Consider the following 20,480-nt stretch of genomic DNA (forward strand, 5'->3'; position numbering starts at 1 on the left):
GTGAGTCGTATCGCTAAAAATGGATTTTGCACGGACAAAGGGGCGTAAAAGCATCATTGCTGTGCGGACAGCCAAAGAAAGCGTCTGCCCCACGCCCAGAAGGATCTATTTAAGCCTGGCCTTGAGCGTTTTCGCCAACAGCGCCATCACCCTTAGATTGCTGCTTGTTTAAAATGTGGCCGGCGAGCGCATATAATACAATAGTTGAAGACAAATGAGCAGAAAGCTGTGAAGGGTCTTGCTGTGGGTATACTTCTACAAAATCCATGCCGGCAATTCCCTGTTTGGCAATTTCATGAACAAGCGTTAACAATTCATAGGATGTCAGCCCGTTTCCATCAACCGGACCGCCTGGATTAAATGCATAGTCCAGAACATCGCTGCAAATGCTCAAGTAAACGCAGTCCACTTCTCTAGATGCAAGCTCATGCAGACGGCGTGCCAGTGCCCTTAAGTCTGGATGCTCCCGAATATCGTTAATCGTAATGGTGAGGGCACCTGCATCACGGGCATTTCGGCCGCTTTCAGGCTTGTTGCGGGGACCGTGAATACCGGTATGAATAATGCTTTCATTTCGTACACCTTCCTGTTCATACAGCCGCATAAACGGACTGCACCGTGCATATGGATCGCCTTCATGAGACGGCAGGTTATCGTAATGGGCGTCTAAATGAATTATGCCTACCTTTTTTCCTTGATTCGCAAGGGACCGCACAATTGGAAATGTGACGCCATGGTCACCGCCAAGCCCGATTAAAAACTTGCCGCTTTTCCATAGCGGATCGGTAAACTGCGTGATTCGGTTCATCGTTTCTTCTACATCGGCTGGTACAACATCTACATCTCCTATATCTCCGAGCTTCATATGTTCAAACACATCTATATGATCAAGTTCGGGCAAATAGCCGCTATAGCGGCCTGAACTTAACCGCATCACTTTTGGACCAAGTTCACACCCCGTGTAATCGCCCCATGTCACAGCGCCTTCCCACGGCACCCCGTACACAACAGCGTCAACTTCATCCAAACGGTTTTCAGCTGCTAAATTTCGTGCACCTAAAAAACAAGGCGTGTTTCCATAAATCGTCTCGCTCATCCAAACAGTCCTTTCTCCATAAGATCTGGTTTTCCTTTTCCCTAACGCGGCGGAAGAAAACCGGGAATTTGGAATAACGCAGTGGTAAAATAGAACAGAGGTGATAAGGTGAAGCAGTTACTCGACATTTTTCTAACCTGTTTAAACTGTCACCGATTAAGCTTTGATTCCATTAGGTCAGCGGGAAATGGCAGAAAAAGCTTGCTGGCATGGCTTTCTATTTATAAATACAATGCAGCGGTTAAAAAACCGGGCAGACAGCAGGAAAAGAAGAATCTGGCTGTCTGTCCGGTTTTTTTACTGTAAAAAGACCATATCATTTCCTTGCCCAAACCGATCATGGTACTTTAAAAGGAGAGAGCTAGATGCAGCGGAAGGAAGGTTTTTTATGGAAATTGGAATCAGCACATTTGTTGAAACCACACCGGATGTGGAGACAGGAAGCGTCATCAGCCACGCTGAGCGGCTGCGCCAGGTAGTAGAGGAAATTGTGTTAGCCGATCAGGCCGGTCTTGATGTGTTTGGCGTAGGGGAGCATCACCGTGAAGATTACGCGGCGTCTTCTCCGGCCGTGGTCCTGGCTGCAGCGGCGCCCCAGACCAAAAAGATCCGGCTGACGAGTGCGGTGACGGTGCTGTCTTCGGCCGACCCGGTACGTGTATTCCAGGACTTTGCTACGCTTGACGCCCTGTCAAACGGCCGGGCGGAAATCATGGCGGGGCGGGGGTCATTTATTGAATCTTTTCCTTTGTTTGGATACGATTTAAAGGATTACAACGAACTATTTGATGAAAAGCTGGACCTGCTGCTGAACATTCGAAATGCCGAAAAAGTAACGTGGCAGGGAAAACATCGGCCGGCGATTCAAAATCTGGGCATATACCCGCGTCCGGTGCAAAAACCGCTTCCAGTCTGGATCGGCAGCGGCGGCAATTCTGAATCGGTCGTTCGCGCCGGGCTTCTCGGCCTGCCGCTTGTGCTCGCCATTATCGGCGGCAGTCCGGTTCAATTTGCTCCGCTTGTAGAGCTATATAAAAAGGCGGCGGTGCATGCCGGGCATGATCCGGCTGTTCTGCCAGTAGCGTCGCATTCGCACGGCTTTTTAGCAAAAAGCACGGAGGAGGCGGCTGATTTATTTTTCCCGTCTACACAGGCAGCGATGAATAAGCTGGGCAGGGAGCGCGGATGGGGGCCGTACAATCGGGCAAGCTTTGATGCCGCCCGCAGCTTTGAGGGTGCTTTGTATGTAGGAGATCCGAAAACAGTCGCCAAAAAAATCATTCATCTTCGTAAAAAAGTCGGGATTACCCGCTTTATGCTGCATGTTCCGGTTGGCACAATGCCGCATGATTTAGTAATGAATGCGATCGAACTGCTTGGCAGAGAAGTGGCGCCGGTTGTACGTGAAGAAATCGCTCAATGGGAAGCGGATGGGCAGCCGCAATAAGGAAAGGAGCCTTGAAATGATTGTTCTCGAAAATGAACTGCTGACCGTGCACATTTCTCCATCTGGAGCGGAAGTACGGAAGGTGTTTCACAAAAAAACAGGTCTGGATTATATGTGGAGCGGAGACAGCCAGTATTGGGGACGTGTATCACCGGTTCTGTTTCCGATTGTCGGCCGTCTGAAACGAGACCGGTATGCGCTTGATGGCAGGTCTTACAGAATGCCGCAGCATGGTTTTCTGCGGGATGTGGAGTTTACCGTGCAGGATCAGGAAAAAGAGTATGCGGCTTTTTGTTTTGACCCGCTTGATTCATTTTTAGATATTTACCCGTTTCGATTTCAAGTGGTGATTTATTACACGTTAAAAGAGGACTCTTTAAATGTCCGCTGGGAAATTAAGAATGAGCATCAAGAAAAGATGTATTTCTCGATCGGGGCCCATCCAGCTTTTAACGTACCGCTTCAAGCGGAAGAAAAAGCGGAAGACTACACATTAAATTTTACACCGGCCTCGGGCAGACAGGTAACGCAATATGAGCTGGTAAATTCAATGGCAAAGGAAAAAAAGACGGTTCAAACCATCGAGCCGATCTCCATTCAGTCCTCTTTGTTTGAACAGGACGCCTTTATATACAGCCATATTGACCGCGTTTCACTTTGTTCAAACCGGACCGGCCACGGGGTGGAAGTGGACCTGGCTGGATTTCCCTTCGTCGGCATTTGGTCAAGCTACAACAAAAAAACCGGCACGATGGCACCGTTTGTGTGTATCGAACCGTGGTACGGCATCGCTGATACAGCTGATGCCAGCGGCAAGCTGGATGAAAAGCTAGGCATAAACGAGCTTGAACCGGGCGGCCGGTTCGAAGCCAGCTACACTATTTCATTTATATAAAAAAAAAACGATCTGGCTGGTCAACAGCCGGATCGTTTTTTTAATCCCAAAAAATTTAAACATTTTACTAAAAATATTCAATTACCAATGATAGCGTTTTCAATTACACTAAGAAAAAATAAATCAGGGAGGATGATTTTATGAGTGCTCCGTCTAATGTCAATACGGCCAGACGTGCCCACCCATTTGAAGTACATGAAAAAAAACGAAAGAAAATCAACTGGGTTCCATATTTGATGATTGCTCCGTCCGTTTTCATTGTCGTAGCGTTTCTGTTTTATCCAATTGGCACGGTGTTTTATTACAGCTTGTTTAATTATGATTTATCAGCGCCTTATTACAATGGATTTATCGGTCTTGAAAATTTTAAAGAAATCTTTACGGCGGACAAAACCTTTCTGCCGAGTCTGCTTATTACATTAAAATGGGTCGTGTCACAAGTGGGCCTTCAACTTGTTTTTGGCATGGCCGTAGCACTTCTTTTAAATCAAACGTTCAAATTCCGCGGTGTGTTTCGGGCAGCAGCTTTTATTCCATGGGCCATTTCAGGCGTTCTGGCATCGGTCATGTGGTCGCTTATGTACAATGAACATATGGGTGTACTGAATGATTTGTTTATGAGGATTGGAATAATCAGTGAAAGCAAGGCATGGTTATCTGATGTCAGCACAGCTTTTGGATCCATTGTGGTCGCTGAACTATGGCGCGGCATTCCTTTTTTTGCGATAACGCTTTTAGCCGCCCTGCAAAGCATTCCAAATGAGATGTATGAAGCAGCAAAAGTGGACGGGGCGGGAAGGCGAAAAACGTTTTTCTTTATTACGCTGCCGCAGCTGAAAAACACAATTATCCTAACCGTGCTGCTCCGTACGATTTGGGAGTTTAATAATGTTGATCTGATTTTTAACTTAACAGGCGGCGGTCCGGCAGAATCTACCACGACGCTGACCATGTACATCGCATCACAGGCGGTGCACGGAAGCAATTTTGGCTACGGCTCTGCGCTTACAGTCGTTTCATTCGCTATTCTGCTTATTTTCGCGGTTGTTTTTTTGAAAGTAACGAAGTATGAAAAAGAGGAGGCCGAACGATGAACAAAACGATGGATCGCTGGCTGACACTCCGGCTTCCGCTTGCGGTAATGCTTATTTTCACTATGTTTCCGTTTTATTGGACAATCAATACCGCTTTTAAAATGGATGGAGATATTGTCAAACGTCCAGTTGAATACATTCCAACTGCACCCACTATTGATAACTTTGTGATTGCCTGGAGCAACGTTGGATTTGCGACTTATTTTAAAAACAGTTTAATTGTGGGTGTAAGCACGGTTGCCCTTGTTTTAGTCCTGTCTATTTTATCGGGATACGCACTCAGCCGGTACAAATTCAAAGGAAAACGTGCTTTCATGGTAATGCTTCTTTGTACACAGTTTATTCCAAGGGCAATGCTTATTATCCCATTGTTTATTATTTTTAAAAACCTGGGATTGATCAGCAGCCCGCTTTCATTAATTATTACGTATGCTGCTGTAGAAATTCCATTTACAACTGTCCTCATGAGCGGCTTTATTTCCAACGTGCCGAAAGAGCTGGAAGAAGCGGCTATGATTGACGGATGCAATCGGCTTCAATCCCTGCGCCATGTTGTCTTCCCGCTTCTTGTACCGGGCATTGTAGCTACAGGTGTGTTCACTTTGATTTATACATGGAATGAGTTTCTGCTGGCGCTTATGCTGACCAATCAGCAAAGCAAGTTTACACTCCCGGTTGGGCTCAGCTACATGATGGGTGAATTTAATGTGAACTACGGCGCTCTTGCTGCAGGAAGTGTCATTGCGCTTGTTCCAGCAGTTCTACTGTTCGTTTACGCACAAAAGCATTTGGTCAGCGGCCTGGGCGGCGCGGTCAAAGGCTAACATATACAAGGGGGAATTGAGATGAGAAGAAAATTATTTCACGGTATGTCAACGTCATTTGTACTGGCTTCTATGCTGCTGGCGGGCTGCAACAGTGGTGACACAGAAGTTGAGGGCTCATCAAGTCCTGGCACAAAATCTGATCCTAATGAACAAATTACAATTACATTCTGGGATGAAAATGCCGGCCCGCAGCGGACACCGATTTGGGAAGAGCTGATTACACGCTTTGAAGCAGAGCATAAAAACATTGATGTAGAGTATGTAGGACTTCCAAAGGATTCAGCGAAGCAAAAACTGGATGCTGCCATCGCAGCAGATGATATGCCGGATGTCGGCAGTGTGCAGACAAGCTGGCTGCCGGAATTTGCAGCACGCGAAGCTCTGCTGCCCCTTGATGAGCAGTTTGATAGCTGGGAAGAAGGAAGCGACATCAATAAAAGCGCGGTTGACTTTAATAAAGAAATTGTCATGGATGGAAAATTATACGGGATTCCATATACACAAAACCTGGATATTTTGTGGTACCGGCCAGACTGGTTCGCCGAGAAAAATGTAAAAGCACCGGAAACATGGGATGAATTTTTCACAGCTGCTGAAAAAATGACTGACAAAGCGAACAATCAGTACGGCTATACGATTCGCGGCGGAGCAGGGGGCTCCTTCCAGCTGCAGCGCCTTATGTATGCTTATTCCGGCATTGAAGAGTATGTAGATAAAGATGGCAAAAGTACAATCAACGATCCGAAACACGTTGAGTTTTTGGAAAAATATTTTGATATGTATCAAAAGTTTACACCAAAAAGTGATATAACAAATGGTTACAAAGAAATGATCGCAGGATTTGATACAGGAGCTGTGGCAATGGTGCAGCACAATGTCGGCTCATACGGGGAGCATAACGAATCACTTGAGCCGGGTCAATTTAAAGCGCTTGCACTTCCGAAATCAGAAGACGGCAAATATGCAGCAGAAGGCGGCAATACGATCGGTATGTCTATTTTTAAATCAACAGAGCATCCGGAAGCGGCCTGGGAATTTACTGCGTTCATTAACTCGGCCGAAAGTCAAAGCTATTGGAATGAAAAGGTTGGCCAGATTCCAACTAATTCAGATGTGCTGCAGGAAGACTGGGTGAAAAATGCTGATCATATTAAAGTAGCATTTGAAGTCTATGAAGATCCAAACCTTGTCCTGTACAAACCGCCGTTTTATCTGCCTGACTATCGATCTATTCTTGATAATACTGTGGATTCCGGCATTCAAAATGTAATGAGCGGCAAGATCACCGTAAAAGAATTTTTAGATGAATGGGCCGGTGCGATTGAAGAATCCCAAAAGCAATATGATGAACACTTTAAAAAATAAAAAAGGAAAGATGCCAGGTCAGGCATCTTTTCCTTCATTTACTGGAGGAATGAAGGTTGATCGGCAAAACATATGAGTCGGAAAAAAGAAGTTATAGGGATGAGAAAACCGGCAGAAAAGTATGGCAGCTAACAGCATCTTCATCTAATTTCCACTTCTACTTTACAGATAACTCGTTTACGAAAAACAGCAGAGATATTTATTTTTTATCTGACCGAAGCGGACCGGAAAACTGCTACAACCTGTTTAAAATGGATATTGGCTCAGGACTGATGACACAGCTGACAGATGAGGCGGATGGAATTACACCAAGTTACCATACAAAAACGCCCGACAGCAAAATCATTGTGTATGTGACAGGGAATAAGGTGAAAAAACTTGAGACCGACACGATGGATCTGACTGTTTTGTACGAGGAGCAAGGCGACATACACCTTGGCCACCCGCACATTAACGCAGAAGGCACGTATATCGGCCTGGCGCGAAATGAGCGTGCGCTTATTCAGCGCGGTGCCAATTACCAAGGATTTAAAGAAACAATGTATGCAACAAAAAAGGGCTGGATCACATTAATTTCAATGGATGGAGAAACGGTAACCAATGTATTTGAAGACACCCATTGGCTTGGCCATTTTCAATTTTCACCGCATGACAGCGATCTCGCCATGTTTTGTCACGAGGGACCCTGGAATCTTGTTCACCAGCGCATCTGGCTGCTTCAAATAGCCAGCCGGGATGTAAAGCCCTGTTTTCGCCAGTCAGAGGATGATTGTGTTGGCCACGAATTTTGGACAGCAGACGGCCGCATTTTTTTCGACAACCGGCGTAAAGGCCATGACGGAACGATCACCGTCCATAAAACACAGGCAACAATCGAACTGGAGCAGACGGATCAAGTTCCTTATATAGGCCTGGCGGATTCTAAGGGAAAGGTGATTCGGGTTATGGATTTGCCTTATTATTGCAACCACTATCATGCTAATCAAGAAGGTACATTGCTTGTCGGTGATGAAGTAGAGGATCTCGTTTTAATTAATATGAGCAGTAATAAGCCTTCAATTGAAACTCTTTGCACGCACAAAACGAGCTGGCAGTCACAAAAAACACACTGCCATCCGACGTTCAGCTGGGATGACCGGCATATTTTATTTACCTCGGACAGGGAAGGCGAATGCCAGATTTATTTACTTTCATTGGAGGAGTGAAACTATGTTTGTTAAGGGTAGCGAAACAAAAACCGTACATGCGGGAGAAGGTGCAGTGAGGAAACTGCTTGGCTGCGGCGGCACGCTGACAATGGCGGAAGTTGAGTTTGAAAAGGGGGCAGTTGGAGAAATGCATTCACATGAACATGAGCAGGTGTGTTATATCGTGCAGGGCCGGTTTCAATTTAACTTAAACGGTGATATTCGCCTGCTTCAAAAAGGAGACAGCGTGTATGTTCCGTCAAATATCCAGCATGGTGTTACAGCACTTGAGGATCATTCCATTATCTTAGATGTATTTACGCCGCAGCGCGAAGATTTTTATTAAGGGGGCTAAGAAAATGAAGACGATTTCAATGATTGAAACGGCAGAGCAGGCGTGTCGGGCTGTTATGAATACGTATACACCGGCTGAGCTGCCGCCGGCGGGTATTTGGCATTATCATCAAGGTGTGTTTTTGGAAGGGATGCGGCGTGTCTATGAGCAAACCGGAACTGAAGAGTATTTTAATTATGTAAAGAGCTATATTGACCTGCTCGTTGACGAAGAAGGAAATTTTTTATTTGCCAGAGAAGAATTGGACGCCATACAGGTAGGAATTCTTCTGTTTCCGTTGTATCAGAAAACGGGAGACAAAAGATACATGATTGCGGCGAAAAAACTACGGAGCTTGTATGGGTCGTTCAATAAAACGACAGAAGGCGGCTTCTGGCATAAAGACAAATACCCGTATCAAATGTGGCTGGACGGCTTGTATATGGCCGGGCCGTTTGCGCTTATGTACCATGAACATTTCCATGAGCCGGAGCTGATTCAGCAGGTTCTTTATCAAGAAAAGCTGATGCGTATCCATACAAAAGATCAGAACACAGGACTCTTTTATCATGCATGGGATGAGAAAAAGCAGCAGCCGTGGGCAAACCCAGAAACAGGCCGTTCACCGGAGTTTTGGTCACGTTCTATTGGCTGGTATGGGACGGCTCTTATCGATATAGCAGAACGGCTGCCGGATTATCATCCATCCCGCGCGGAATTAATAGAAGAACTGCGTGCCCTTATCCCGGCGCTGCTCGCTTTTCAAGACGAACAAACAGGGCTATGGTATCAAGTTACCCATAAGGGGGCACGGGAGGACAACTGGCTGGAGTCATCCGGCACAAGCTTGTTTATTTACACGATTGCCAAAGCGGTTCAAAACGGCTGGGCAGACGCTTCATACTTAAAAGAGGCGGAACGGGCGTTTAACGGCTTGATGGGGCATATGGTAGATACAAGCGGGGGGCAGTGGAAGCTGAAAGGCATTTGCATCGGGACCTCTGCCGGCGTATATGATTATTACGTTTCCCGCCCCGCGTCCGCTAATGACCTGCACGGAGTCGGTGCGTTTCTATTAGCAGTCATGGCTCTTGAACAAGCAAAAAAATAAAATATCCAAACCGGCAGGAAGATGATATCGTTAAGATATAGTTCACATGGGAGAAGGGCTTGAATACGCATGCAGTTAAAAAAATGGAAAGCGTTTATTCAAAAACACTTCTTTTTTTCCTTTAAATCAACGATTATCAGCCTTTACCTGCCGGTTATGATTTTATTTATAGCGATTATGGGCGGGGTATCTTATTTTCTCGCTGCTGACCAGATAAAAGAAAACGCATACAAAAATATCGATGATACTGTATTTCAGACGACGGGCTATTTGGAAAACCGTTTTACCGATGTGTTTGAGCAGCTGGTTTCGCTGGCGAATGATCCAACAATGAATGCAATCATTGCGAATGATCCGGATGATATTGATCCGAAAGATTATATTTCTTTTAACAATCACTTAAACCAAATTTTTATCAATTATAATTCTATGATTGAAGCGATTTTGGTTGACCTGCATGATGGGAAATTCCAACTGACGAAAAACGACGGCCAAACGAATTTCGTCCGCTTTCAGTTTGAAGAGTATGCACAAAAGTTTACAGGAAGCAAAGAGGGCTATTACTGGCGGAATTTACATGCAGACGATATTTTTTATGGAACCAACAGCGAACCCAACAATGTGATCAGCGTATTTAAGCTGGTCGGAACGGCCCAGTCAAAAGCACACGGCATCGTTCTTTTCAACTTGCGCGGTGATTATTTTGAACGCATTTTTAATGAATCACTGCTTGGTGAAAATGGCTACCTCGCCTTGATTAGCGAAGATGGATCGGTTTTATCCAAGCAGGTTGAAGAAGAATATATGATCGATGAAACGGTTGTTCAATATGCACAACGGGCGGATGCTGAACGGGGGCAGTTTGAATTTCAAAAGCCAGGTGGCAAAGAAATGGTCGTCATTTACGATACGATGGAGTTAAACAACTGGAAAGTGGCCGCTGTATTTCCACAGGAGGACGTACTCCAAAAAGTGAATTACATTAAATATGTAACGATTACGTTGATCCTCTGCTTAATGATTGTCGCTGTTGCCATTTCAAATGTTTTTGCCCGCTACATTACCGGACCCATCCGGTCACTCGTTCAAAATATGAAGCTGGTGAACGAGCAAAATATCGCGATCCCCGCTGAGCCTTCCGAGCATGTCACGAAAGAAATGAAAATTTTAAACCACGGTATGGAAGAAATGATGCAAAAGCTAAACAAACTCATTGAACAGGTAAAAGTCGAGCAGGAGGAAAAGAGAAGGCTTGAATACGCTATTTTGTACGCGCAAATTACCCCGCACTTTTTATATAACACCTTGTATTCGATCAAAAGCTTAAGTGATATGGGCATGAACGAAGAAGCCAGTGACATGATTAGTGCGCTGTCTAACTTTTTTCGCATCAGCATCAGCAAGGGGCGCGAACTGATTACCGTTGCAGAGGAAATCGAGCATATTCGCAGTTATCTTTTTATACAGGAAATGCGCTACGGTGATGATTTTTCATATGAGATTCAAATGGACGAAGGACTGGGACACTATCAAATCATGAAGCTTACTCTGCAGCCGCTCGTTGAAAATGCGCTTTATCATGGGGTTAAGCAGACAAGAGGAGAAGGAAAGATTTTGGTTTTGGTCCGCGAAGAAGAGGAGCAGTTAATTCTTTCTGTGCAGGATAATGGCAAAGGGATACCACCAGAAAAACTGGCCGCTATCCGGCGTGAAATTTACCAGAAAGGGTCAGAAAAGCAGACGACTGGTATCGGATTAAACAGCGTACATGAGCGCATTGGCCTGCATTTCGGACCGGCCTATGGACTCGTTATAGAAAGCGAAGAAGGAAAAGGCACGGCTATTACATTAACGATACCAAAACGTGAACAAGGAGTGAAGCGGGCATGACGTGCAGGATAGTAATTGTAGATGATGACCGGATTATCCGGCGCAGCTTGTCGACAGCAATTCCATGGAAGGATCACGGTTTTGACCTGGCAGGTGAAGCGGCAGATGGAGAAAAGGGCTTAGCGTTAATTAAGGAAACAAATCCGCAAATTGTGATTTCCGATATTAAAATGCCCTACATGGACGGCCTTGAAATGGCCGGGAAAATCAAAGAAATGAATACGGGTATTAAGGTCATTCTATTAACAGGCTTTGAGGATTTTTCCTTTGCGCAAAAAGCCATATCGGTTCGGGCATTTGATTATTTACTAAAGCCAGTCAACCGGGATTGCCTGCTCCAAAAAGCGAAAGAAGCACGGGCGGAGTGGGAAAAAGAACAAAATGACCGGCGCCAGCTTGATGATCATCTTCCCGTGCGCCGTCAGCATTTTATCCGGGAGCTTCTTTATAAAAAAGTAGATAGTGCCGGGCTGGAAGACCAAATAAGGGAGCTGGGGCTGGCCCTGCACAGCCCGGTCCTTGCTGTACTGCTGGTAAAATTGGATGAACCGGTGCATCAGCATTCTGGAAATAAAAAAATCAAGAGGGAAATTTTATCGTTAGCCGAACAGCACTTTCCGGCAAGTGCGATAACGGAGATGAGGCCGGATGAGTTTGCTGTAATCTGGCCCATGGCAGCCGATATAGAAAATTGGACAGTGCAGATTGAAGCATTTCAATCGACTATTCGCGGGTCTCTGCATACATCTGTAACCGTTACGGCGGGAGGGCTTTGCGATGGGCTTCAGCGTATACCGGACGCCTACTCGGAGGCAGCAGCCGCTATGGAATTTCGGCATATCATCGGAAAAGACCGCTTTTTCACAATTGAAGATGCAGGGGAGTCCGTTCAAGAAGCCCAGCCTTTTCTTCAGCAGTTCGTTCAGGAAAAAGTGATCGAAAAAGTCAAAATGGGAATGTTGTCGGAAGTAGAACAGTTTTTTTCGGAGGACCGGCTTCAGCAGCTGAAAAAAGCTTACCTGCCTTTTCAGGAGGTTCGAATGGCGGCTGTTCACCTGCTTATTATGCTGTCACAGGAAGTAGAGAGCTGGAGAGAAGAGCGTCAAAAAGAAATCGTTTGTTACGTGCAGGATATAAACGGACTTCAGACGATTCAAGAGGTTTTTGAAAAACTTCACCATACATTTATACAAATGGCACAGTCCGTAGAAGGGCAGCGCAATAAACGGTCTGTTGTGGATGAGGCAGTCGATTATATTAAAGAGCACTTTTGTGAAGAAGACTTAACACTTCAAAAGACAGCCAGCCATGTTCACATGAATGCAGCTTATTTAAGTGCGCAGTTTAAAGCGGAAAAAGGAATCAACTTTGTCGATTTTCTACTTGATCTGCGAATGAAAAAAGCCATGCAGCTGCTGAGGCAGGAACAGCTGAAGATTTATGAAGTGGCAAGCATGGTCGGCTACAGCAATCCACAGTATTTCAGTATTTGCTTTAAACAGTACACCAATCATTCACCGGGCCAGTTTAAAAAACTGTCCTAAAGTCCATTCGGTTAAAAAAGAGGAGCGGTCTTGCTGCACGCAAGACCGCTTCTCTTTGTCATGTTTAGGCTTAGTTCTTTCTGCGTGCAGCCGCTTCGTCTTTAATTTCTTCACGCATTCCTTCAATGCTTTCTTCGCGGCGTTCATTTTTCGCTTTGATGGCCGCCCGCTCTTTCCCGTTTGCAAAAACCATTGTTTCTTCCGCCGCCTCGATGTTTCCGATTGTGTTTTGCACCATTTCCTGAAGCTTTTGAACGTTGTCAGAACGGTTATCCGGTTTTGGACGGTTGTTGCGTGTCATATATATTCCTCCTTTGAAGTCTCGAGCAGTACAGTCCGTAGACTGCCCTTTATTTCTTCTGTCCATTCAAAAAGAAAATATGTACAGCTATGTGATTTAAAAATTCTGACAATATTCCCGACTTGACTTATCGGAATTAAGGAGTTAAAGTAAGAATCTACATTTTAGTTATTAGGGGGCTTTTTTATGGAAAATGGGTTTATCCTTTTAAATATCATCGGCCTTCTGATTCTTGTTGCTCTTTTGTTTTTCATGCAGCGCCGCCACGTTTCGTTTTCGAAACGGGTATTTACCGGACTTGGTCTCGGTATCGTGTATGGACTTATTTTGCACTTTGCATATGGAACAGAATCGGAAACGCTGGCAAGTTCTACAGCCTGGTTTGATTTAATTGGAACAGGCTATGTACGTTTGCTTCAGATGATCGTGATGCCGCTCGTATTTATTTCAATTTTAGGAGCGTTCACAAAAATTACGATCGGAAAGAACTTTGCCAAGATGGCGACGCTTATTCTTGGTATTCTTCTTGGCACAACGGCTGTAGCAGCAGCGGTTGGAATTGCATCTGCTATCGGCTTTAACCTGGATGCATCTCAAATTGTCCAGGGAACGGCAGAAACAGAACGCGGCCAGTCTATTGCAGATCAATCGACTGAAGTGGCAGATAAACCGCTGCCGTCTCAAATTGTAGACCTGCTTCCGCAAAATCCATTTTTGGATTTTACAGGTGCGCGTCCAACTTCGACGATTGCCGTTGTCATTTTCGCTGCCTTTTTGGGCTTTGCATACTTAACGGTAGCCCGGAAAGAGCCTGAGCATGCCGCTTTACTGAAACGAGGCATTGATGCTCTTTATTCGCTTGTGATCAATGTGGTGAAGATCGTGCTCCGTTTGACGCCATACGGCATTTTGGCTATTATGGCCCGGACGGTTGCATTGTCTGACTTTGGAGCTATTTATAACCTTGGCAAGTTTGTCATCGCTTCTTATGTAGCGCTGATTGTGATGTTTATTATTCACTTGTTAATTTTGACTTTATCCGGCTTAAGCCCGGCTACTTACGTGAAAAAAGTAGGGGAAACACTTAGCTTTGCTTTTACGTCACGTTCAAGTGCAGGAACACTGCCAATGACATTAAACACGCAAACGACGCGCCTTGGCGTGCCGGAAGGAGTAGCCAATTTTGCCGGCTCATTTGGTTTGTCCATTGGGCAAAACGGTTGCGCAGGTATTTACCCAGCCATGCTTGCCGTAATGATTGCTCCTTCAGCAGGCATTAATCCGCTTGATCCTGGTTTTATCGTGACGCTAATCGCGGTTGTCGTGATCAGCTCGTTCGGTGTAGCAGGTGTAGGCGGCGGTGCCACATTTGCGGCTATTTTGGTTCTATCCGCGATGAACCTTCCTGTCGCGCTTGCTGGTGTGCTCATTTCAGTTGAACCACTTATCGATATGGGACGGACAGCTCTTAACGTAAACGGCGCAATTACAGCAGGTGTCACGACTGCACGCGTAACAGGAGAGCTCGACAAAGGGATATTTAACGAAGACCTGGCTAAACAAACAGCCGATGTATAAACAAAAGCACCTCCACAGATGGAGGTGCTTTTTTGTTATTCAGTGTTTTTAGATTTTTTGGACAAATTAGCATGAAGACTTATTTACGGTTCATAGTATATAATAGAAGTGTCGTATACATAGACAAGAGGAGCGACTTACGAAACGGAGGCACTTTCATGACGATCTATACAGGGTTTGTAGGAACGTACACAAAGCAGGACGGAAAAGGAATTCATACGTTCGAGCTTGATACAGAAAAAGCCGAACTCTTACATGCTGCGGTGGCAGCGGAAGTAAACAATTCAACATACATCACGATTAGTGAAAACGAACAATTTTTATACGCGGTAGAGAAAGGTGGAAAAGGCGGCGGCCTCGCAGCTTTTTCAATTCAGAATGGAAAGCTTCACAAACTGAATGACGTACTCGACAGCGAAGGCGTGCCTTGTCACGTATCCCTGAATAAAAATGGCACACGTGCTTTCACAGCTCAGTACCATACGGGAACAGCGGAAATGTACAGCATCAATGCAGAAACAGGCGAACTAATTGATTTGCTTGATGTGGCGACTCATGAAGGGACAGGCCCGAATCCAGATCGCCAGGAAAAAGCGCATACTCACTTTTTCGGTATGACAAAAGATGAGCGTTTTGTTGTGGCGGTGGATCTTGGAACGGATGAAATTATCACCTATGAAGTAGCTGGAGAAGACCTATTGAAAAAAGCGGTTTTCAAAACAGAGCCGGGAGCAGGTCCGCGCCATATCGTGTTTCACCCAACGGAGTGCGTAGCTTATGTGATGACAGAGCTGAGCAATGAAGTACTTGTTCTGGAACTGAACGAGCAGGATGGGACGTTTAAACAATTGTATGCCCACAAAACAATCCCGGCTGATTTTACAGCAAACAGCCAGGGCAGTGCCATCCGTATTTCATCAGACGGCCGTTTTGTTTATGCAGGCAACCGCGGCCATAACAGTATCGCGGTATTTGAAACAATCGAAAATGGACGCCGTCTTCAGCTGGTAGAGATCGTGTCCACAAAGGGCGATTGGCCTCGTGATTTTGATTTAGACCCAACTGAAATGTTTTTAATCGTAGCACACGAGAAAACACATAATGTAGTCCTGTTTAAGCGTGAAGCGAAAACCGGCCGGCTGACGCCTGCACAATCAGAAGTGACTGTACCCGAAGGAGTTTGTGTGACCTTTTTAAAAGGAAACTAATTGAAAGAAGGCCTTCTATTTGAATGCAATCGACCGTATCGTTCAGACGTACGCCTCCTTTTTTGACTGGGACATGTGGGGTCATGTTCTGACAGACCCAGTCAGCTGGGGATTGATTGGGACACTTGTCGTGATGGAAGGGCTTCTCTCAGCAGATAACGCCTTGGTGCTGGCCGTAATGGTTCGTCACCTGCCTGAAAATAAGCGGAAAAAAGCACTGTTTTACGGGCTTTTAGGCGCATATACGTTTCGGTTTGTGGCGATTGGGCTTGGTGTCTGGCTGATGGAAATTCGATGGGTCAAAATTCTGGGCGCTATTTATTTAGCATGGCTCGTTTGGGATCATTTAAAAGAACCCAACAAAGGAGAACAGCCTGTTGAAACGACGAAAACCGGCGTACTGATTCGGATGTTTGGCCCGTTTTGGGGAACGGTTGCAGCGGTAGAACTGATGGATATTGCTTTTTCCGTCGACAGCGTTCTGGCGGCGTTTGGGATCAGCAAAGAAGTATGGATCCTGCTTTTGGGCGGTATGTTCGGTGTTCTGATGATGCGGACAGTAGCAGGCCTGTTTATGAAGCTGATTGACCGGGTGCCGGAGCTTGAGACGACTGCTTATATTTTAATTGGGATCATCTCCATTAAAATGATGCTGAGCATTGCGCATATAGAAATAAGCCATACCATTTTCTTTGTGATTTTAGCAATGGCGTTTGTAGGAACATTCGTTGTTCATATTTTTCGAAGAAACCCTGTCAATTAGCGGCAGGGTTTTCTTTATGGAGATAAGAGAAGGAGAAAGGAAACAGAAAATGAACAGTTTAAGAAATGAGATAGAACAACAGCGGTCAGGGACCGGACAGCTTTTTCTGCTGTTCAGTATTATCCTGCTGGCGTTAAATATGCGGTCACCGATCACCTCAGTCGGACCGCTCACAACGATGATTCAAAATGACCTGCAGCTATCAAGTGCAGCAGCAGGGGCACTGACAACGATTCCGCTGCTCGCTTTTGCCATATTATCACCGTTTGCGTCAACGTTAGCACGTGCATTTGGCATAGAGCGGGTGCTGTTTAGCGCATTGCTGCTTTTAACAATCGGTTTGATGCTGAGGCCGGCGGGAAGTGTAACGGGATTGTTTTCCGGCACGATCCTGATCGGGCTGGCGATTGCTCTTTGCAATGTGCTTACACCAGCTGTTGTAAAGCTGAATTTTCCTCATAAAATCGGCGTCATGACAGGCTTTTATGCAATGTCTATGAATTTATCAGGAGCCTTTGCGTCTGGATTTAGTATTCCAATGGCCGCATTTAGTTCCTTTGGCTGGCGGGCTTCATTAGGGGTTTGGATCATACCGGCAGGGGCCGCCATCCTTGTTTGGATGACGCAGTGGCGCTACATTCGGCATCCGTTAAAAGCAGGACGGCGCACAGGCCAAAAAACCTCCCTTAAGCGCTCGGCACTGGCCTGGAAAATCACCGCTTTTATGGGCATTCAGTCTCTTCTGTTTTATTCACTTGTAGCCTGGCTGCCTGACATTCTGCATGAACAGGGGCTGGGTGTGGAATCAGCAGGGTGGATGCTGTCCGCCATTCAATTCACACAGCTGCCGTTTACGTTCATTGTTCCGATCATCGCCGATCGAATACAGAATCAGCAGCCGCTTGTGATCGCAGCCGCCTTTTTTATGGCCGCCGGCTTGAGCGGTATTTTATTCGCCTGGACGGAATGGATCGTTCTGTGGGTTATCTTGATTGGGATTGCTGGAGGGATTTCTTTTAGCCTTGCCATGATGTTTTTTACACTCCGGACGAGAACCTCGCTGGAAGCGGCTGACCTGTCCGGAATGGCACAATCAGCCGGCTATTTATTTGCTGCACTGGGACCGGCCTTGTTTGGCGCGATTCATGATACATTAAACGGATGGACGGTGCCTCTTCTGCTATTAATAGCGGCTGTGAGCGGCCTTTTTATCGCCGGCATGGGTGCCGGAAAGAACGAGTATGTAACGGGGGAGCTGGATCCTCACTCCATGAAATAAAAGCTGCACGACAAGGAGTCTTGCTCCTTGTCGTGCAGCTTTTTTACTTATGATTCGGTTCATATAACTCCCATGTGTATTTAAGAGAATCAACAATAAAGTCGGCTACTTCTTCTGCGGAACGATGACGAACCGGCAGTGTAGAATGGTGAATGGCGTACGCGCTCTGCCGTTTGTAAAACAGCTCTTTAATTTCATCTATGCTTTTGCTTTGAAGAACAGGACGGGTATCGATCAAAAGATCAAGACGTTCTTTCCATTCTTCCCAATCAACATCCAGATAAAAAACGATGCAATGATCCAAGCACGCTTTTCGGATTTCCGGGTTTAAAAAAGCACCGCCGCCGATAGACAGAACTTTCAGCTTTTCCTGGGCAAGAGAGCATGTTTTCTTCTGTTCATATTCACGAAAAAACGGCTCGCCGCGCTCGGCGAAAATTTGGGGAATGGTCATGCCGAAATCTTTTTCAATTTCCTGATCTACGTCAATAAATGTTCGGTAGAGTTTTTTTGCAACCAGTTCGCCGATCGTCGTTTTGCCGACGCCCATAAAACCGATCAATACAATGGATTTCTGTCTTGCCGGTATCTGTAAATGGTTCAATCGAAACACTCTTTCCTTTGTTTAAATTACTTTTTAGTATAGTACAGCTGTGAAGCGCCGTAAACATGTTTCAGCACAGGATAGAAGAAGGCTTTCCAATCGTTTCATGCTACACTAGAAGAAAATGTGAAGAAAGGATGATTTAATTGAAGCCAGTTGTTGTTGTGTACAAGCCTTTATATCAGGAAGCACTCCAGTATATTCAGTCCCTATGCCAGGTTGAATATTTCCCGGGATATGAACGAACCGATCCAGATTTCGTGGAAGCGCTCGGCCGCGCGGACGGCTTGATTGGTTCAGGTTTAAAAGTGGATGAGGCACTCTTGGATAAAGCGCCAAATCTAAAAGTAATCGCCAACAAATCAGTAGGCTACGATAATCTCGATATTGGGCTTTTAAAAAAGCGCGGCATACAAGCAGCGAATACGCCGGGTGTTTTAGATGATACAGTCGCAGATACCATTATGGCACTTGTGCTGGCTGCTGCACGGCGGGTAACCGAATTGGACCGGTTCGTTAAAACAGGCGGCTGGGCTGAAAAGGGATTTCATGAGGGCCAATTTGGTGTGGATGTGCATCATAAAACACTTGGTATTATCGGCATGGGTGGTATCGGGCGGACCGTTGCCAAGCGGGCACATTTTGGCTTTGAAATGAACATTCTCTATCATAACCGTTCACGCCAGGAAGAAGCAGAGCATACATACAACGCTGTTTATTGTACGATGGATGAGCTGCTTGAACAGTCGGATTTCGTTTGTGTGATGACACCGCTGACCGAACAAACGAGGGGAATGATCGGCCGGGAAGCGTTTGAGAAAATGAAGGAAACAGCTGTTTTTATCAATGCATCACGCGGATCCGTCGTAGATGAAAAAGCACTGATCCATGCCTTACAGTCCAAGCAAATCCGGGCTGCCGGACTCGATGTATTCGAGCAGGAGCCGGTTCGCTCCGACAACCCGCTTTTACAAATGGACAACGTCGTTACGCTGCCGCATATCGGCTCGGCAACCGAAGAAACACGCAAAAAGATGGCGATGCTTGCGGCCGAAAACGTGGTTGCCGGCGTTACAGGGGAAACATTAAAAACGCCTATTTATTAATATTTTATACTTTACTGTTTTAATTAAGAAAAAAAAGCACTTTCTGAACCGCAGGCGGTCCGGAAAGTGCTTTTTTATATTTGACAGCCAAGCTGCCGTGAAATATTTTTGGATGTTTCGCGCATTTTACGGATCAGCTCATCATGAATGCGTTCCATGGTAATGCGGTGAACAGGGCCGGATACACTGAAACTGGCGACGATGCGGCCGCTGAAGTCGCGAATCGGCGCGGCGATACAGCGAATGCCTTCCTCATTCTCAATATTATCCAATGCATAATTCTGCTGTTTGACGAGATCAATTTCTTTCTTTAGTTCCTCAAGTGAATCAATCGTTTTGGCTGTTCTTTTCACAAAATCGATTGACGCTGTTGCCTGTTTAAATTCGTCTTCATCCATACCGGACAGCAGGATCTTTCCTACCCCGGTGCAGTACATCGGATTACGGCTGCCGATTCGGGAATACATGCGGATCGTCTGGCTGCTTTCAATTTTATCGATATACACCACTTCTGCATTATCCTCAACACACAAATGAATCGTTTCGTTAATATCCTCGCATAAAGCTTCAAGAAAGGGCCGGGCAGCGGAAATAAGACCGTTGTTAGCTGTTATATTGCGTGATAAGTACAAAACTTGATAACCGAGCCGGTACTTTTCCGTTTTCGGATCCTGTGTCACATACTTCATATTCAGCAGTGTGCCGAGCAGGCGGTGAATCGTACTTTTGGATAAGCCAGCTTTCTCAGCAAGCCGGCTGATTTGAATGCCGTCTGGATAGTCCGACATGATATTAAGAAGCGTCAATGCGCGTTCAAGTGACTGGACATTGGACATAAAAGTGTCCTCCTT

19 protein-coding genes are annotated in these 20,480 nt (G+C 45.7%); 15 read left to right on the forward strand and 4 right to left on the reverse strand.

The features are described from left to right. Window positions 1–109 precede the first annotated feature (109 nt). Window positions 110–1,096, reverse strand: a complete 987-nt coding sequence (locus tag L2D08_RS04610; RefSeq protein WP_242232555.1) for an agmatinase family protein — start codon at window positions 1,094–1,096, stop codon at window positions 110–112. A 388-nt stretch (window positions 1,097–1,484) separates the two neighbouring features. Here L2D08_RS04610 and L2D08_RS04615 point away from each other — a divergent pair, with 388 nt between their 5' ends. The 10 genes from L2D08_RS04615 (at window position 1,485) to L2D08_RS04660 (ending at window position 12,790) form a co-directional block, all read left to right on the forward strand. Next, window positions 1,485–2,543 (forward strand): LLM class flavin-dependent oxidoreductase, encoded by a 1,059-nt coding sequence (locus L2D08_RS04615; RefSeq protein WP_242232556.1) that lies wholly within the window; start codon window positions 1,485–1,487, stop codon window positions 2,541–2,543. Window positions 2,544–2,559: 16 nt separating this feature from the next. Next, window positions 2,560–3,438: an aldose 1-epimerase family protein gene (locus L2D08_RS04620; RefSeq protein ID WP_242232557.1), complete on the forward strand. Its 879-nt coding sequence runs from the start codon at window positions 2,560–2,562 to the stop codon at window positions 3,436–3,438. Between the two features lie 140 nt (window positions 3,439–3,578). Beyond that, window positions 3,579–4,532 carry a carbohydrate ABC transporter permease gene (locus tag L2D08_RS04625; RefSeq protein WP_242232558.1) on the forward strand — a complete coding sequence of 318 codons (954 nt, stop codon included), beginning with the start codon at window positions 3,579–3,581 and terminating at the stop codon, window positions 4,530–4,532. After that, a complete protein-coding gene (locus tag L2D08_RS04630; RefSeq protein ID WP_242232559.1) occupies window positions 4,529–5,356 on the forward strand; it encodes a carbohydrate ABC transporter permease in 828 nt (275 codons plus the stop codon). Before L2D08_RS04625 ends, L2D08_RS04630 begins: the two co-directional genes overlap by 4 nt. A gap of 21 nt (window positions 5,357–5,377) precedes the next feature. Then, window positions 5,378–6,724: an ABC transporter substrate-binding protein gene (locus L2D08_RS04635; protein WP_242232560.1), complete on the forward strand. Its 1,347-nt coding sequence runs from the start codon at window positions 5,378–5,380 to the stop codon at window positions 6,722–6,724. Window positions 6,725–6,780: 56 nt separating this feature from the next. Continuing rightward, a complete protein-coding gene (locus L2D08_RS04640) occupies window positions 6,781–7,929 on the forward strand; it encodes an oligogalacturonate lyase family protein (protein WP_242232561.1) in 1,149 nt (382 codons plus the stop codon). Between the two features lie 4 nt (window positions 7,930–7,933). Beyond that, window positions 7,934–8,257 (forward strand): cupin domain-containing protein, encoded by a 324-nt coding sequence (locus L2D08_RS04645; RefSeq protein ID WP_242232562.1) that lies wholly within the window; start codon window positions 7,934–7,936, stop codon window positions 8,255–8,257. Window positions 8,258–8,270: 13 nt separating this feature from the next. Beyond that, a complete protein-coding gene (locus tag L2D08_RS04650; RefSeq protein WP_242232563.1) occupies window positions 8,271–9,356 on the forward strand; it encodes a glycoside hydrolase family 88/105 protein in 1,086 nt (361 codons plus the stop codon). Between the two features lie 69 nt (window positions 9,357–9,425). Beyond that, on the forward strand, window positions 9,426–11,246 hold the full coding sequence (locus L2D08_RS04655) for a cache domain-containing sensor histidine kinase (protein ID WP_242232564.1): 1,821 nt from the start codon (window positions 9,426–9,428) through the stop codon (window positions 11,244–11,246). Then, window positions 11,243–12,790, forward strand: coding sequence for a response regulator (locus L2D08_RS04660; RefSeq protein ID WP_242232565.1), 1,548 nt, complete (start codon window positions 11,243–11,245; stop codon window positions 12,788–12,790). Before L2D08_RS04655 ends, L2D08_RS04660 begins: the two co-directional genes overlap by 4 nt. Before the next feature lie 70 nt (window positions 12,791–12,860). Here the strand turns inward: L2D08_RS04660 and tlp are convergent, their stop codons facing one another. Next, window positions 12,861–13,091 (reverse strand): small acid-soluble spore protein Tlp, encoded by a 231-nt coding sequence (gene tlp, locus L2D08_RS04665; RefSeq protein ID WP_242232566.1) that lies wholly within the window; start codon window positions 13,089–13,091, stop codon window positions 12,861–12,863. Window positions 13,092–13,277: 186 nt separating this feature from the next. On the opposite strand from tlp, the gene L2D08_RS04670 reads away from it, so the two are divergent. The 4 genes from L2D08_RS04670 to L2D08_RS04685 all read left to right on the forward strand — a co-directional run bounded on the left by L2D08_RS04670 (window position 13,278) and on the right by L2D08_RS04685 (window position 17,919). Next, entirely contained in the window at window positions 13,278–14,669 is a 1,392-nt protein-coding gene (locus tag L2D08_RS04670; protein WP_242232567.1) for an L-cystine transporter, read from the forward strand. A 158-nt stretch (window positions 14,670–14,827) separates the two neighbouring features. Beyond that, window positions 14,828–15,877 (forward strand): lactonase family protein, encoded by a 1,050-nt coding sequence (locus L2D08_RS04675; protein ID WP_242232568.1) that lies wholly within the window; start codon window positions 14,828–14,830, stop codon window positions 15,875–15,877. Between the two features lie 73 nt (window positions 15,878–15,950). Beyond that, window positions 15,951–16,640 (forward strand): TerC family protein, encoded by a 690-nt coding sequence (locus L2D08_RS04680; protein ID WP_375337564.1) that lies wholly within the window; start codon window positions 15,951–15,953, stop codon window positions 16,638–16,640. A 49-nt stretch (window positions 16,641–16,689) separates the two neighbouring features. Then, on the forward strand, window positions 16,690–17,919 hold the full coding sequence (locus L2D08_RS04685) for a CynX/NimT family MFS transporter (protein WP_242232570.1): 1,230 nt from the start codon (window positions 16,690–16,692) through the stop codon (window positions 17,917–17,919). A gap of 43 nt (window positions 17,920–17,962) precedes the next feature. Here L2D08_RS04685 and L2D08_RS04690 read toward each other — a convergent pair whose 3' ends face one another. After that, window positions 17,963–18,469 carry a shikimate kinase gene (locus L2D08_RS04690; protein WP_242232817.1) on the reverse strand — a complete coding sequence of 169 codons (507 nt, stop codon included), beginning with the start codon at window positions 18,467–18,469 and terminating at the stop codon, window positions 17,963–17,965. Window positions 18,470–18,669: 200 nt separating this feature from the next. On the opposite strand from L2D08_RS04690, the gene L2D08_RS04695 reads away from it, so the two are divergent. Continuing rightward, entirely contained in the window at window positions 18,670–19,629 is a 960-nt protein-coding gene (locus L2D08_RS04695) for a 2-hydroxyacid dehydrogenase (protein ID WP_242232571.1), read from the forward strand. Between the two features lie 74 nt (window positions 19,630–19,703). Here the strand turns inward: L2D08_RS04695 and L2D08_RS04700 are convergent, their stop codons facing one another. Then, window positions 19,704–20,465, reverse strand: coding sequence for an IclR family transcriptional regulator (locus L2D08_RS04700; RefSeq protein ID WP_242232572.1), 762 nt, complete (start codon window positions 20,463–20,465; stop codon window positions 19,704–19,706). Between the last annotated feature and the right edge of the window lie 15 nt (window positions 20,466–20,480).

The organism is Domibacillus sp. PGB-M46, assembly GCF_022668875.1.
Classification (GTDB): domain Bacteria; phylum Bacillota; class Bacilli; order Bacillales; family Domibacillaceae; genus Domibacillus.

Coding starts and splice junctions, on each gene's coding strand:
- L2D08_RS04615 (WP_242232556.1), top strand. CDS start 1,485: ATGGAAATTGGAATCAGCACATTTGTTGAAACCACACCGGATGTGGAG.
- L2D08_RS04650 (WP_242232563.1), top strand. CDS start 8,271: ATGAAGACGATTTCAATGATTGAAACGGCAGAGCAGGCGTGTCGGGCT.
- L2D08_RS04660 (WP_242232565.1), top strand. CDS start 11,243: ATGACGTGCAGGATAGTAATTGTAGATGATGACCGGATTATCCGGCGC.
- L2D08_RS04625 (WP_242232558.1), top strand. CDS start 3,579: ATGAGTGCTCCGTCTAATGTCAATACGGCCAGACGTGCCCACCCATTT.
- L2D08_RS04700 (WP_242232572.1), bottom strand. CDS start 20,465: ATGTCCAATGTCCAGTCACTTGAACGCGCATTGACGCTTCTTAATATC.
- L2D08_RS04675 (WP_242232568.1), top strand. CDS start 14,828: ATGACGATCTATACAGGGTTTGTAGGAACGTACACAAAGCAGGACGGA.
- L2D08_RS04645 (WP_242232562.1), top strand. CDS start 7,934: ATGTTTGTTAAGGGTAGCGAAACAAAAACCGTACATGCGGGAGAAGGT.
- tlp (WP_242232566.1), bottom strand. CDS start 13,091: ATGACACGCAACAACCGTCCAAAACCGGATAACCGTTCTGACAACGTT.
- L2D08_RS04690 (WP_242232817.1), bottom strand. CDS start 18,469: ATGGGCGTCGGCAAAACGACGATCGGCGAACTGGTTGCAAAAAAACTC.
- L2D08_RS04685 (WP_242232570.1), top strand. CDS start 16,690: ATGAACAGTTTAAGAAATGAGATAGAACAACAGCGGTCAGGGACCGGA.
- L2D08_RS04610 (WP_242232555.1), bottom strand. CDS start 1,096: ATGAGCGAGACGATTTATGGAAACACGCCTTGTTTTTTAGGTGCACGA.
- L2D08_RS04670 (WP_242232567.1), top strand. CDS start 13,278: ATGGAAAATGGGTTTATCCTTTTAAATATCATCGGCCTTCTGATTCTT.
- L2D08_RS04680 (WP_375337564.1), top strand. CDS start 15,951: ATGTGGGGTCATGTTCTGACAGACCCAGTCAGCTGGGGATTGATTGGG.
- L2D08_RS04635 (WP_242232560.1), top strand. CDS start 5,378: ATGAGAAGAAAATTATTTCACGGTATGTCAACGTCATTTGTACTGGCT.
- L2D08_RS04630 (WP_242232559.1), top strand. CDS start 4,529: ATGAACAAAACGATGGATCGCTGGCTGACACTCCGGCTTCCGCTTGCG.
- L2D08_RS04655 (WP_242232564.1), top strand. CDS start 9,426: ATGCAGTTAAAAAAATGGAAAGCGTTTATTCAAAAACACTTCTTTTTT.
- L2D08_RS04620 (WP_242232557.1), top strand. CDS start 2,560: ATGATTGTTCTCGAAAATGAACTGCTGACCGTGCACATTTCTCCATCT.